A 12,495-nucleotide genomic window follows, 5' to 3' on the forward strand; every position below is an offset into this window, starting at 1 on the left:
AGCCTTCTTACTTTTAATTAGCATTTATTGAGGGGTTTTAATCCTATGGAAGTTATTGCTTACGTATTTATTCTTGCCTGTCTAATCGGGTTATTTTTCTTCGCAGTCTTTTTCCGCGAGAAGCCCACTCGAATCTAGATATATCGAGCTTTTGTTTTACTAGCTGTATTTGACAGTCAGTAAAACAGGTTCAAATCTAAAAACCGCTTTCTTAGGAAAGCGGTTTTTTTGTAGCAACTGCCTTTATTCGGGAATCAATCCTTTAGGGGGAGTGATTTCTATTCGTTTACTTGCTATATCAACGATAGGGACTAGAGCTGAGACAAATGGCAGCAGTATCGTCTCGGTAGTACCAGCGAGTTGGACTTCAAGTAGATCATTACCTGCACTGGCAATGCTAACGACTGAACCTACTACTGTTTGCGTTTGATGATCAACAACCGTTACCCCAATCAAATCAGACAGATAGTATTCGCCCTCTGCCAAGATGGGGCGATCATTACTTCGAACTAAAATTTTGGTTCCTTTTAAAGCTTCGGATTGATCTCTAAAGTTGACATTGGCCAACTTCACCACGTAAAGTCCCTTACTTTCAAGAAGACGTCCTTTGAGAAGTTGAATTTCTTCAGGAGGCGATGAATGAGTCGGGGTGGCTAGCCAACGGGGTCCCGGCTGGATAAAGCGCTCAGGGAAATCTGAATCTGGGAAAACTTTAACCTCACCATTTAATCCATGGGCACCGACGATGGTGCCAACTTCTAACCATTCTTCTGCAGTCTCATCAACTGGTAGATCTGGGGAAAGGGCGTCACTCACAGTTGTGTCCTTTTAGTTGAATTTAGCTGGAAAGACAACATCTGCATTTTAGGTTTGATACACTTTTTCGATAACTTGAACGAGTCGCTGCATAGCGATGGTAATTTCTTCGTCAGTTGCCGTCAAACTAATGCGTAGACATTGGTGTTTGTGGGGCCAGTCCTGGGATAAACCGGGGAAGAAGGAATGGCCAGGGACAACGATGACTCCTACTTGTTTGAGCTGTTGATAGAGCTGCCAGTCTGATATCGGCAACTCATTAAGCCATAGCCAGGCAAAGATCGCCCCTTCGCCCAGATGGAGGAACCAGGGCAGGGTCGAAGGCATCTGTTGGTCGAGGACCGATTGGAGTAGGGCTAGCTTGGCTTGATAGTACGGACGGATCACCTGAACTGATATATCTGCTAAGGCACCAGATTGGATAGCTTGGGCTGCGATCGCTTGTCCGTATCGTCCAGAATGTATACAGACATTGGTCTGAAAGGCTTCTAAGGTTTGAATGATACGCTCATCTCCAATCGCAATACCAACCCGTTCTCCAGGTAAGCCTGCTTTAGACAAACTCATACAATGGACTACATTATTTCCCAGAATGGGGGCTATGTCGGTGTAATTCAGGCTGGGATAAGGTGGCCCATAGGCCGAATCGATTAACACTGGAATATCAAAAGGGGTGGCCAGATCGGAAATTTGTTGGACTTCCGCTTCGCTCAGGACGTTGCCTGTGGGGTTACAGGGCCGAGAAAAAATAATACAGCCTGTGTTTTCATCGAAGTGGAGCTGATCAAAATCCGGTCTGTACTTAAACCGATGCGCCGTTTCATCAATTTCTAAGGTCGGTTGATAAGCTTTTAAGGCTTCTGGAGTCAGGCAAATGCCACCATATCCGGTATAGTCCGGCGATAGGGGCAACACAATGTTTTTGAGCTGACCTGTTTCAGTTATCCCTCCAAAGGCATTAGCAGCTAGGAAATATAGGGCTTGGCTTCCTGGCGTAATCAGGATTTGGCGATCGCTAAGGGTTAAGCCATAACGCTGATTAAAATCTTTTTGAATCGCCTCTACTAAGGGCTGATAGCCCTGGCTAGTGCCATATCGACAGACGACTTCACCATAATCAGGACTCTCTAACAATTGGGCTGTGCAGTCCCGCCATAGCTGTTCGACTTCAGGCAGGATGACAGGGTTACCTGCACTGAGATTGATAAAAGCTTCATTCGGATTGGCTCTCAAGGTTTCGATGATGTCTTTCATGATGGCGCGAACACCCGTCAAAGCAGACATCTGATTGCCAATTTGAGAAAGCGTTAGAGGCATTGATTACGAGCCAATCGAAAAGAGTTTATCGTTTTGCACCTAGGGCCATGCCCTGCAAAAGGTAGGGCAGATCTCAATATCTTAGGGGGTGTCGGCTGAACTAGCAATGCCTCTGGATTCATTCCTAGCCATTAGAATCAGCAGAAACGCCATAGGATCTATCCTAGGGAATCGATGGTGCGACCTAACGATGAATGATTTGTGGTTTCAACGATCAAACAGTAAATCTAGCAATCTCTGAAAACTTTTTGTCGTTGGATGGTGCTTATAGCGTCGCAGCCTCTCAATACAGGGTTGTATATCGGGGTGGAACCAATGGGGAACGAGTAGCGGTGCAATGGTGGTTCCCCAAAACAAGCCCTGAGTCAAAGTCGTTACATTAGCCGGTCGACGTGTTGTACTGGCACTGCTGAAATCCAGTAATACAGGACCTTGGCTTGTCACAATACTATGTGCCGTTACACACCGAAGATTGCCATGATCTAAGCCTACTTGATCCAGCTGAAAGGCTTGCCAGAGGAGTTGGGTTAAATGGGATTGCAGGGTCGCACGAGTCCAGGAATGGGTCCCTTGCAGCCAAGCCAACAATGGTTGCCCCATTACATAGTCCATTAGTAAAAAATTGGGGCTGTGGCCCAGGAGTTGAGGACCGACTTGTTGAGTATTGGCAAGAGTCAACATAGAGGCTTCTTGAGCCAATGAGGCATGGGATGCATCTGTGCGTCGAACCTTCAGGGCGATCTGCTGCCCTTGGCACTGGACTAGCAAAACTAACCCGCAATAGCCTAATCCTAGGCAGTGCCAGCTTTGAATTTGCTTGGGTCCCCAGTCATAAATTGCCGTGACGCCCAGATCTGCCAATTCGGAGATGCGATCGCAACCAACTACATCCCCCGGATAGGCCAGCAGCCTCTGGTGAGGGGATTGCAGGATTTCGGCTACAGAGACAGCAGTTAATCCAGTCGAGTCCACGTTGATTGATCCAAAGCTATTAATTCGACGCCACCTTGAACGTCATTAGATGATAGCGATCTCTGGCTGCAAACCCTGCCTGTAAGTAAAGTCGTTTCGCTCTGTCATTAGTGCGGGCAACTTCTAAGTGCAATGCGGCAATCTTGAGACTGGCAGACTGGTGGATTACAAACTCTAAAGTTTGTCTACCGAACCCTTGCCCCCGCGCTTCCTCGATAATAAATAGCTCATCAATAAATGCATCGCGGCCTCCCAACTCAATGCTGTAGCCAAAACACAGGGCAACGTACCCCACCACTTTTTGGGAGGTGAAGATTAACCAGATTCGTCCAAATTGAGAATCAGGACCGAGCAAAGGCCATAAAGCCTCACGCCGTTGTTGTGGCGATAGAACAATCTGTTCAAAGTCGTGGTAGGCCCGCACTAACGGCAGTAAGACTGCCATGTGAGAGTCATCTGCCACTTGGAAGTGAAGGCTATCCATTTTGGGAACTGAGGGCAATATTCATCTAGAAAAGGGGGTTAAGACGAATGAACGGTGCGCAATGCAGCTCCTGATCTGCCGCCATGAGAAGATTGCGGAGGAATATGAATCTTAAACTCATGGCGTAAATCGCAAAGGCGTTGATCCAAATAAGCCGCATACTCTTCAGCAGGCCAACGACGCTTCATTCGTAGTGCCCAAAGTACAGTCATCAAGATCTGGGGAAGGCTTCGCACCCAGGTCTTAATTAAATGTCGATGGCCAATCTCTGCCAGTACATTCCGATGATCTGGGTGGCGATTGACTTGATGCATTGCTTGTAACGACACGGTTGTCCCCAAAGCGGTCCAAATATGGGCAATAATCTCTCCCCCTAAATGGGTAGGGCAGCCAAACAGGACATGAATCGCATCATGCATATCAATGTCAGTTAGCAATTCCGGCGCAACTGTGTCTGATGCATCATTCTCCACCACTTCAACTTGGTGAAATTCATAAATCCCTTGGCGTAGGGTTTGGGTAGATTGGGGGTTGAGATAGTTGAATGAAGCCATGCCATGTACCTCGAATAACTCAACAAAATAAGGAGACAGGCGATATGCCGCTGTAATGCTTCTCTCTGGAAGGGTAGCCTGCTTTCAGCATAGTGGATTCTGAAATTAAGGATAGAGCTATCCGATGGAACTCGCGACCTTAGCTTCCGTAACCCCCAGTTTTTCTAAAGCCACAGCCGCTTTAAAAATCGTGTTCTCATCGTAGGGACGGGCGATCAGCTGGATACCAACGGGCAGTTGATCTGGCAGGAAGATCGGCACGGAGAGCACGGGCAAGCCAATAAAAGAGAGGGGTTGGGTGTAATAGCCAAGATGAGGACGAATGGGTACTGTTTGTCCGTCTAGTTCCATTGTCGTTTGATCGATCAAGGGGGCAGGGCAAGGAGTCGTAGGAGCAATAATCAGATCTACAGTCTTGAAAATCTCTCGAACCTGATCACGATACCAACGGCGAAAACGCTGGGCTTGGAGGTACCAGCTATTGGGCATCATCGCTCCGGCGACAAAGCGATCGCGGGTGGCAGGGTCAAAATCCTGTAGGCGGGTTTGTAATCGCTGCAAGTGGAGCTGGCTGCCTTCGCTGGCGGTAATCAGGTAGGCAGCGGCCCTGGCCCGAGCCGATTCAGGTAAGGTCACAGTCTGAGTGACTTGTAATGCGGACGATACTTTTTCTAGGGCTTGGGCCACAGTGGCAGTCATACCTTGGGAGAAATGCTCGGTTGCGATGGTCTTCGACCGGCCTGTGGCCATTGCAACTCGTATCCCGGTCATATCCCCGGATAAATCAGGTGCAATCGGTGGACGATCCGTACAAATGGGGTCGCGAGAGTCCGGCCCTTGAAGCACCTCAAAGGCTAGGACAATATCTTCCACGGAGCGGGCAAAGGGACCAATATGATCCAAACTACTAGAAAACAAATAGGCTCCCGCCCGCGACAAGCGACTATAGGTGGGTTTGAAACCATAGACCCCACAGAGCGACGCTGGCACCCGAATCGAGCCATTCGTATCTGAACCTAAGGTCAGCGGCACGAGACCAGCCGCTACAGATGCCGCCGATCCACCAGAGGAGCCACCGGACATTCGAGACGGATCGTGGGGATTGGGGGTGACACCATAGTGATGATTGATGGTGACAAAGCCATAGGCATATTCATCCATATTTAGTGCCCCTACTAGAATTGCACCTGCAGCTTTTAGTCGGGCTACAGCGGTTGCATCTTGGGTAGCGGGTGGATGACTTTGATTAATTTTGGACCCGGCCAAGGTGACGGTTCCAGCAATATCAAACAGGTTTTTAACTGCAAAGGGCACCCCTGCTAGAAGGCCAACGGTTTCTCCTGCAGCCAGTTTGTGATCAAGGGTTGCAGCATTGGCTAAGGCAGAAGCCTCTAGAAGAGTCGTAAAACAGTTGTGCTCCTCTCGACTAGCGATATGCGTCAACGCGGCTTCAACGATGGACGTTGCTGAGCACTCTCCGGCTTTGACCTGGCGAGCAATTTGGGCCGCCGTCAAACTCATGGTTCAAACTGAGGCGCAGCCTCTAAGGTATCGGGCAAAGGAAAGTCTAGGACAGGCTGAGCAATGGAGTAGATTTGCTCAAAGCTCTCGACCACACCTGGGAGCTGATCTGGGGGAATAGATAGCCCTAACAGCTTGGCCACCTCGGTCACATACGCTGAGTTAAAAGCATCCGAACCATCGGATGTTGAAGCTGGAAGCTTTGACATGGGGTAGGTCTGAAGGGTCAACAGGTCTAGAATAGCGAACCTATAGACCGATCGAGTGCGCCAGTTTCCCCAGCTTCGAAGGAAAGAGCGCTCCAGGGATGTCCTCAATTCTGCTCATAATAGAAGAAGTGCATAACGACTATCGCCCCAAAGGAATCCATGGCTAGAGACCTGAGAAAATTTATCCAACGCCTCGAAGAACGAGGACAGCTACAGCGCATCAAAGCCTTGGTGGATCCCGAACTGGAAATTGCAGAAATTTCGGATCGGATGTTGCAGCAGGGTGGGCCAGGACTGGTGTTCGAGAACGTCAAAGGCTCTGACTATCCCGTGGCGGTGAACTTGTTGGGCACTGTGGAGCGCACCTGCTGGGCGATGAATATGGAGTCCCAATCCGAACTAGAGGATCTGGGCAAAAAGTTAGCGATGCTTCAGCAGCCCAAGCCGCCGAAGAAGCTGAACCAGTTTATCGACTTTGGCAAAGTCCTGTTTGATGTGGTCAAGGCCAAACCCCAGCGAGATTTGCTGCCCCCTTGCCACCAGGTAGTGCTGAAAGATGAGCAGGTGGATTTAAATAAAATCCCCATGATTCAGCCCTATATCGGCGATGGCGGCAAGGTCGTGACTTTCGGCCTGGTGATTACCAAGGACTGTGAAACGGGGACGCCCAATGTGGGGGTGTATCGCCTACAGTTGCAGTCTAAGAACACCATGACGGTGCAGTGGCTGTCGGTACGGGGCGGCGCACGGCATTTACGCAAAGCAGCAGAGCAGGGGAAAAAGCTGGAGATTGCGATCGCAATTGGTATCGACCCCCTGATCATCATGGCCGCAGCCACACCTATTCCCGTTGATCTCTCAGAATGGCTGTTTGCTGGACTCTATGGTGGGAGTGGAGTGCATCTAGCCAAGTGCAAAACCGTGGACTTAGAAGTGCCCGCCCAAAGTGAATTTGTGTTGGAAGGTACGATCACTCCAGGCGAAACCGGTGTAGATGGTCCCTTTGGCGATCATATGGGCTACTACGGCGGTATCAATGAGGCCGCCCCACTGATTCGGTTTCATTGCATGACCCACCGCAAAGATCCCATCTATCTGACTACCTTTAGCGGTCGCCCCCCGAAAGAAGAAGCGATGATGGCTATTGCTCTAAATCGGATTTACACGCCGATTTTGCGGCAGCAGGTATCGGAGATTGTGGACTTCTTTTTGCCTATGGAAGCCCTCAGTTATAAAGCCGCCGTTATTTCCATTGACAAGGCTTATCCAGGCCAGGCTCGCCGCGCGGCTTTGGCCTTCTGGAGTGCCCTGCCTCAATTCACCTATACCAAATTTGTAATTGTGGTGGATAAGGACGTCAATATCCGCGATCCACGTCAAGTAGTTTGGGCCGTTTCCTCTAAGGTCGATCCGGTGCGAGATGTATTTATTTTGCCGGATACGCCCTTTGATACTCTCGACTTTGCCTGTACCAAGATTGGCTTAGGCGGTCGTATGGGGATTGATGCCACCACTAAAATTCCGCCCGAAACAGATCACTCTTGGGGAGAACCCCTAAAAGCAGATCCAGATGTGGCAGCAATGGTGGATCGACGTTGGGCTGAGTATGGTCTGGCGGATCTCAAGCTAGGTGAAGTGGATCCAAATTTATTTGGCTATGAGATGTCCTAAATCCAGAGTTGGGAATTGCTCCATACTAGTGTGCGATGATCATGAGTGAGATCCCTAGGTATAGGACTCTTTCACTTATAGGAATCGGCAAGTGCATTGTGTTTTAAGTAAACAATGGAGAGTTATGGATTTTACCTAGATTTGGGAATAATAATTTCTCCGAAGAGGTTGTGAGAAATGTCACGAATTCCAAGACTTGCTAAGGGACTGATACCGTTGGTCATTCTGGCCTCAGGGCTATGCTACCCCGTGAGGAAGGATGCGGTAGTGCTAGCGAATCCGACCATTAAGAGTCTCTACAGTCCTAGCACAATCAGAACAGATCACCGAAGCTGATCGGGGCTACGCAGAAGCCCAACGCCGTATTCACAAAGCATTAACTAAACAATTATCTGTATTGGATTTGGAGGACCTATCACTAACCCACCTCCCACCCGAAATCGGACAACTCAAAAATCTAAAATCGCTGGCCCTCTATGGGAATCAACTGAGCAGCCTACCTCCCGAAATCGGACAACTCAAAAATCTAAAATTGCTAGACCTTAGCAACAATCAATTGAGTAGCCTGCCGCCCGAAATCGGACAGCTCAAAAATCTAAAATCTTTAATTCTAAGTACGAATTCACTGGGTAGCCTGCCGCCTGAAATCGGACAGCTTACTCATCTACAATCGCTGGCCCTCTGGAACAACCAGTTGAGTAGCTTACCACCCAATATTGGACAACTTACCAAGTTACATAAGCTAGCCCTCTGGGGCAATCAACTGAGTAGTCTACCACCGGAATTCGGACAGCTTACTCATCTACAGGAGCTAAATCTTAGTGAAAACGAGCTAAGAAGCCTGCCGCCAGAATTTGGTCAACTGATCAATCTGCAATGGCTAAATCTTAGTGAAAATAAGCTGAGAAGCCTGCCATCAGAATTCGGATACCTCAAAAATTTGGAAAGGCTATTTCTCAATGTAAATCACCTGAAGAGCTTGGTACCGGAAATCGGACAACTCGCTAATCTACAAGAGTTAAACCTCAGCAAAAATCAACTGAATAGTTTGCCTCCGGAAACGGGTCAGCTCTCCAGTCTCGAATTGCTATACCTCAGTGAGAATAACCTGAACAGCCTGCCACCAGAAATAGAAAATCTGCCTCAGCCAACCGAAATATACTTAAAAGGGAATCCATTACCTTCAAGCATTTTAAAGAAGTATAGTCAGCCTTAAAGTGAAGGTGTATCAATCTAGAGCTATTAGGAATAACCATTACGGCTGTGATCGCTCCCACAATCGTCCCACCTCTTTCAAAACATCTACAGAAGGTGAGTCCATGATCTGGGCTTTGGGCTTTAGCGATATTCCTGTGTTCTGTTGCCACAGTGCGGTAGCGTTCTCTTCCAGCTTTACATCAGGGTGAACTGGGCGAAAGCCATATTGAATAAACACCTTTTGCTGATTGGGTTTTGATAAATATTCAATAAAATCTCGGGCTTTTTGGGCCGTCTTCTCATTAACTTGACGGCGAATAATGGCCGCCGTGGGTTTATTCTCTACCGTCGGGTTAATTTCATAAATTTGGTAGGGCTGGCCTTGAGACACCTTGGACTGCTCCCATCGATTCAGAGCCACACTTTCGTAATTGGTAATGATATCAGCATCATTCGCCCCTCGGGCCACAAATTCCTGCATCAGAATATCGCTGGACCGGGCAGGCTGATAGATAGATTGCTTCAGGGTAGACACCGCAGATTGGGCTGTGGGGTTATTCAAGTCAGCCACTTGCAGGGAAGACTTTTGTAGCTTATGGGACAGCCAGAGACTCAAGGTCATTTGTCCACTGTTAGATCGGGTGGGGTCCGTCATCACAAAGTCAAAACTGCCCCAGTTGGCGGATCCACCAAAAGATCCCCATTGCTGGGCCTTCATCGCCGTTTCTAGCCGATTCCAACTAAATTTGCCATCTGGGAATAGGGCTTTACCGCGTTCCGGCCAGGTAATCGCCACGAGGCGGGTTTTCGCCAGGGGTTGAGGTTCACCATAAAAAGCAGGCTCTGATTCTGTCCATCGCTGTTCTAGGCGTTTGAGAGTATCCTGATTAGCAGGAATTAACACCGTGGGTTGAAAATCATTGCGGTCATCAATAAACCGATTAACCATATCCAAAGACCCCTGCACTTTGAGATCAATGCGGATTTTGGATTGCTTTTGATGGAAGGTCTCAATCAGCTTTTTTAGAGGAGGCTCTAACTCAGAGCCACTGACCACCACTAGGGTTTGGACCTGATCATCCGGCAGCGGGTAAAACGTTAATCCCAAGGCCGCTGCAATAATAGCCAGAGAAATATACAAGGACCGCTGAGACTTCACCATATTTCTCCCTAGGTCAATACCAACACATCCAGGTTTTCTTGAAAATCTCGCAGTTCATCACTAAGATTCTTCAGTTCAGCAGATTGACTCGCTTCAGCTAAGTCTGCACTGCGCAACTGATTCTGCATCGCCTGTAATACGCCAGCTGACTCGGCAATTAGCTGGGACAGACTGAGGAGCTGGGCTTGTCGGGCATCTTGCCCTTGCTGGGCCAGGCTAATGTTGCGCTGGAGGCTTTGGTCGAGCTGTTGCAATTGCTGTTGGGTCGCCCCAGAACTTTGGGCTAGTTTCTTTTGAATCGTCACTCGCTGCTGCTGTAACTCCTGCACAGACAGAATTGAATCATCGCCATGGAGTCTTTCGGCCATGGTTTCGATCTTTTGGGGCAATTCGGTGGTGCGATCGCAAGCATATTGCAACGTCCCCAACAACTCCATCTGCAACGATTGCGTCAGCAGCTCCTGGGCTTCTGTCTTCAGAGACTGGGCTTTTTGAGCGAGCTTATTTGCCTGAGTTCGCAAATTTCCCAGCTCCTGTTCTACAGCTGGACTCCGCTGTTTTGGCTTGGCAGCCTTCGACGATTCCGGCGCAATGATTCCAGCTCCCACTGTGGCAACCCCTACAGATAAGGGCAGCATGATGAAACTGTTGAGCTTCGCAATCCTGACACCACCAACTAAAACAATCCCACCTGCCAATATAGCTAAGGGGAAGTACAAGGGGTTAACGAGTTTCACCTCAATATCCTCATCACAGTCAATTGCTCCTCACTAAAACTCAACTTGTAAGTCCGCCATCAATGAGGCGATTGAGGCCGGATCTCCCTGACGGTAATAGCCGCCGTTCGCTTCAGCAATTTGCTTCAGCACATCCGGGGCAAAATCTCCCGAATTTCCATACCCCACCGTAAAAATAGCAATCCGCTGTTTACCTTCAAAACCACTTTTTTTCAGTCCAGCCAACAATTGAGATAATTGCTGGCTAGACCCAGAATCTTCACCATCCGTCAGCACAATCACCGCATTAATCGCATCGGACCGCAAATTTTGGGTGAGCCAAGTCTGCGCTGCCAGAATGGAATCGTACAATTTTGTATTTCCATCTGCTTTTAAAGCCACGACAAACTCAATCCCTTTTGACTGCCCCTCTGGCGTACCATCTACTGATACAGGTTTGCGAACCACTGAGTCAAAGTCAATCAGTGAGACCTTTTCCTTGGGGCCTAGACCTTTCAGGTAAGTCTGGAGGGTAGACTGCACAGCAGCCAGTTTGGCCCCCGTCATGGATCCCGAAGAATCCACCACAATCACAACCTGTGAAGGTTTCTTGGCTGCTGTTTGCCAGGACTGCAGCATCGCTTCGACCACTTCCGGCTTGGGCACTCGAAAGGAATCATACTTGGGCTGAGCTTCAACTCCCCAGGTTTGCGTAAACTTATTCCCTAAAGAGACCCCAGGTGTTCCCGGTCGTAATCCCAAAGTCGTGGCAATTTGCTGAGTCTCGGACTGACGGAGATATTGAATAATTTGTTCTGCTGCTTCCTTCTCGGCTGAACTTACCCAGGGTCCAGTAGAAAGCACTCCCCGCATATTAGAGGTATAGGTAATACCAGGATAAACCGCTTGATAGCGAGGTTGTCCTGCAGGCACTTGGGCATTCGCAGCAATCACTGAAGACTCATATACAGAGCCCACAGATGCCCAAAAAGGACCGTTGGTCACCATCGTCTTTGCTAACGACGTCGTGGATGTCCCATAACGCGTAATTTTTTTCTGAATTTCTCCAACCTTGCCTTGGTGAGCAACCACATCAGCCACCGTCAGATGCTCCGGCCGTTTGCCTGAGACTGAGGCAAACTGAGCGACCAGGGTTTGTAATCCTGAGTTAGAACGAGTAGGAGCCGTATGCACATATCGCAGGGGTAACGGCTGGCTACCTGCATCTAAGTCTTTATGGCTTTTGGCCGTGAGCAATGCTTGAAAGGGATCCTTGGTCTTGCGCAGGCTTTGGGCTAAATCTTCCCGCACCATAAACACCATCGGACTATTGGCCAGCAAAGGCGCATCCGCCACCGTCGGTAAATAATTTTGTCCTGGGAAAAGCTGGCTAAATTGATAGGCTAACTGGTCGACATAAATATCTCCATCTAAGGAAACTAAAGTCGGCCAACTCGGATCTTCCGCCGAAACACTACCATTTTTCAGGGCATTCGCCTGGGTCAACAGCTCAGTAACAATATCTCCACTGCCTTTGGCAACACACTTCACCGAAAAGGAGCTGCCGTCTTGCAACTTGGGTCTCGTTTGATTGAAGCGTTTCATGCTTTGTTGGCAAAAGTCGCCCATGGCACTGCCCACCAAAAAGGTGACCTCCATGCCTTTGTTATTTGAGGAGGAGTTATTGGAACCACCGGTACAAGCAGCACTTAAGGCAATCAGTAATGCCGCCTGGCAGCGTAGCAGAGTTCTACGGGTCGATAGTTTTACCATTCCGGGATATCCAATCAATCGGCAAGCGTCGTTCTCGGCTCTAGCATACCCGTTTGTCGGTCAAGACAAGCCCCTCACTGAAGAGTCCGGGCGAGGGGCTTGT

General features: G+C 48.9%; 13 protein-coding genes. 3 read left to right on the forward strand and 10 right to left on the reverse strand.

Annotated elements, in window-relative coordinates:
- Positions 1-45 precede the first annotated feature (45 nt).
- Positions 46-138 (forward strand): photosystem II reaction center protein T, encoded by a 93-nt coding sequence (locus tag HRE53_RS08120; protein ID WP_212662988.1) that lies wholly within the window; start codon positions 46-48, stop codon positions 136-138.
- 105 nt (positions 139-243) lie between these two features.
- Here HRE53_RS08120 and rimM read toward each other — a convergent pair whose 3' ends face one another.
- The 7 genes from rimM to HRE53_RS08155 all read right to left on the reverse strand — a co-directional run bounded on the left by rimM (position 244) and on the right by HRE53_RS08155 (position 5,873).
- Positions 244-816: a ribosome maturation factor RimM gene (gene rimM / locus HRE53_RS08125; RefSeq protein ID WP_235109897.1), complete on the reverse strand. Its 573-nt coding sequence runs from the start codon at positions 814-816 to the stop codon at positions 244-246.
- A 48-nt stretch (positions 817-864) separates the two neighbouring features.
- Positions 865-2,133 carry a valine--pyruvate transaminase gene (locus HRE53_RS08130; RefSeq protein WP_235109900.1) on the reverse strand — a complete coding sequence of 423 codons (1,269 nt, stop codon included), beginning with the start codon at positions 2,131-2,133 and terminating at the stop codon, positions 865-867.
- Between the two features lie 207 nt (positions 2,134-2,340).
- Positions 2,341-3,105, reverse strand: coding sequence for a serine/threonine protein kinase (locus HRE53_RS08135; RefSeq protein ID WP_235109902.1), 765 nt, complete (start codon positions 3,103-3,105; stop codon positions 2,341-2,343).
- Between the two features lie 19 nt (positions 3,106-3,124).
- On the reverse strand, positions 3,125-3,589 hold the full coding sequence (locus HRE53_RS08140) for a GNAT family N-acetyltransferase (protein WP_235109906.1): 465 nt from the start codon (positions 3,587-3,589) through the stop codon (positions 3,125-3,127).
- Between the two features lie 38 nt (positions 3,590-3,627).
- On the reverse strand, positions 3,628-4,143 hold the full coding sequence (locus HRE53_RS08145; RefSeq protein WP_235109907.1) for a hypothetical protein: 516 nt from the start codon (positions 4,141-4,143) through the stop codon (positions 3,628-3,630).
- 117 nt (positions 4,144-4,260) lie between these two features.
- Positions 4,261-5,664, reverse strand: coding sequence for an AtzE family amidohydrolase (locus tag HRE53_RS08150; protein WP_235109908.1), 1,404 nt, complete (start codon positions 5,662-5,664; stop codon positions 4,261-4,263).
- Positions 5,661-5,873: a DUF4089 domain-containing protein gene (locus HRE53_RS08155; protein ID WP_235109909.1), complete on the reverse strand. Its 213-nt coding sequence runs from the start codon at positions 5,871-5,873 to the stop codon at positions 5,661-5,663. Before HRE53_RS08155 ends, HRE53_RS08150 begins: the two co-directional genes overlap by 4 nt.
- Before the next feature lie 159 nt (positions 5,874-6,032).
- On the opposite strand from HRE53_RS08155, the gene HRE53_RS08160 reads away from it, so the two are divergent.
- Together HRE53_RS08160 and HRE53_RS08165 are read left to right on the forward strand one after the other, a co-directional pair.
- Positions 6,033-7,544 carry a UbiD family decarboxylase gene (locus tag HRE53_RS08160; protein ID WP_235109910.1) on the forward strand — a complete coding sequence of 504 codons (1,512 nt, stop codon included), beginning with the start codon at positions 6,033-6,035 and terminating at the stop codon, positions 7,542-7,544.
- A 397-nt stretch (positions 7,545-7,941) separates the two neighbouring features.
- Entirely contained in the window at positions 7,942-8,760 is an 819-nt protein-coding gene (locus HRE53_RS08165; protein WP_255801306.1) for a leucine-rich repeat domain-containing protein, read from the forward strand.
- Between the two features lie 39 nt (positions 8,761-8,799).
- On the opposite strand, the gene HRE53_RS08170 is transcribed toward HRE53_RS08165, so the two are convergent.
- Genes HRE53_RS08170 through HRE53_RS08180 form a run of 3 tightly spaced genes read right to left on the reverse strand, consistent with a single transcriptional unit; the run spans position 8,800 to position 12,392 of the window.
- Positions 8,800-9,903, reverse strand: coding sequence for a substrate-binding domain-containing protein (locus HRE53_RS08170; RefSeq protein ID WP_235109912.1), 1,104 nt, complete (start codon positions 9,901-9,903; stop codon positions 8,800-8,802).
- A gap of 8 nt (positions 9,904-9,911) precedes the next feature.
- Positions 9,912-10,640, reverse strand: a complete 729-nt coding sequence (locus HRE53_RS08175; protein ID WP_235109913.1) for a hypothetical protein — start codon at positions 10,638-10,640, stop codon at positions 9,912-9,914.
- 33 nt (positions 10,641-10,673) lie between these two features.
- The gene (locus HRE53_RS08180) at positions 10,674-12,392 is read right to left on the reverse strand and encodes a VWA domain-containing protein (RefSeq protein ID WP_235109914.1); all 1,719 of its coding nucleotides are present in this window, start codon (positions 12,390-12,392) and stop codon (positions 10,674-10,676) included.
- Positions 12,393-12,495: the final 103 nt, after the last annotated feature.

It is taken from the genome of Acaryochloris sp. 'Moss Beach', assembly GCF_021497025.1.
Lineage (GTDB): Bacteria > Cyanobacteriota > Cyanobacteriia > Thermosynechococcales > Thermosynechococcaceae > Acaryochloris > Acaryochloris marina_A.

Excerpts from the sequence above, each read along its gene's own strand:
- HRE53_RS08120 (WP_212662988.1), top strand. The coding sequence starts at position 46 with ATGGAAGTTATTGCTTACGTATTTATTCTTGCCTGTCTAATCGGGTTA.
- HRE53_RS08130 (WP_235109900.1), bottom strand. The coding sequence starts at position 2,133 with ATGCCTCTAACGCTTTCTCAAATTGGCAATCAGATGTCTGCTTTGACG.
- HRE53_RS08140 (WP_235109906.1), bottom strand. The coding sequence starts at position 3,589 with ATGGATAGCCTTCACTTCCAAGTGGCAGATGACTCTCACATGGCAGTC.
- HRE53_RS08145 (WP_235109907.1), bottom strand. The coding sequence starts at position 4,143 with ATGGCTTCATTCAACTATCTCAACCCCCAATCTACCCAAACCCTACGC.
- HRE53_RS08150 (WP_235109908.1), bottom strand. The coding sequence starts at position 5,664 with ATGAGTTTGACGGCGGCCCAAATTGCTCGCCAGGTCAAAGCCGGAGAG.
- HRE53_RS08155 (WP_235109909.1), bottom strand. The coding sequence starts at position 5,873 with ATGTCAAAGCTTCCAGCTTCAACATCCGATGGTTCGGATGCTTTTAAC.
- HRE53_RS08160 (WP_235109910.1), top strand. The coding sequence starts at position 6,033 with ATGGCTAGAGACCTGAGAAAATTTATCCAACGCCTCGAAGAACGAGGA.
- HRE53_RS08170 (WP_235109912.1), bottom strand. The coding sequence starts at position 9,903 with ATGGTGAAGTCTCAGCGGTCCTTGTATATTTCTCTGGCTATTATTGCA.
- HRE53_RS08180 (WP_235109914.1), bottom strand. The coding sequence starts at position 12,392 with ATGGTAAAACTATCGACCCGTAGAACTCTGCTACGCTGCCAGGCGGCA.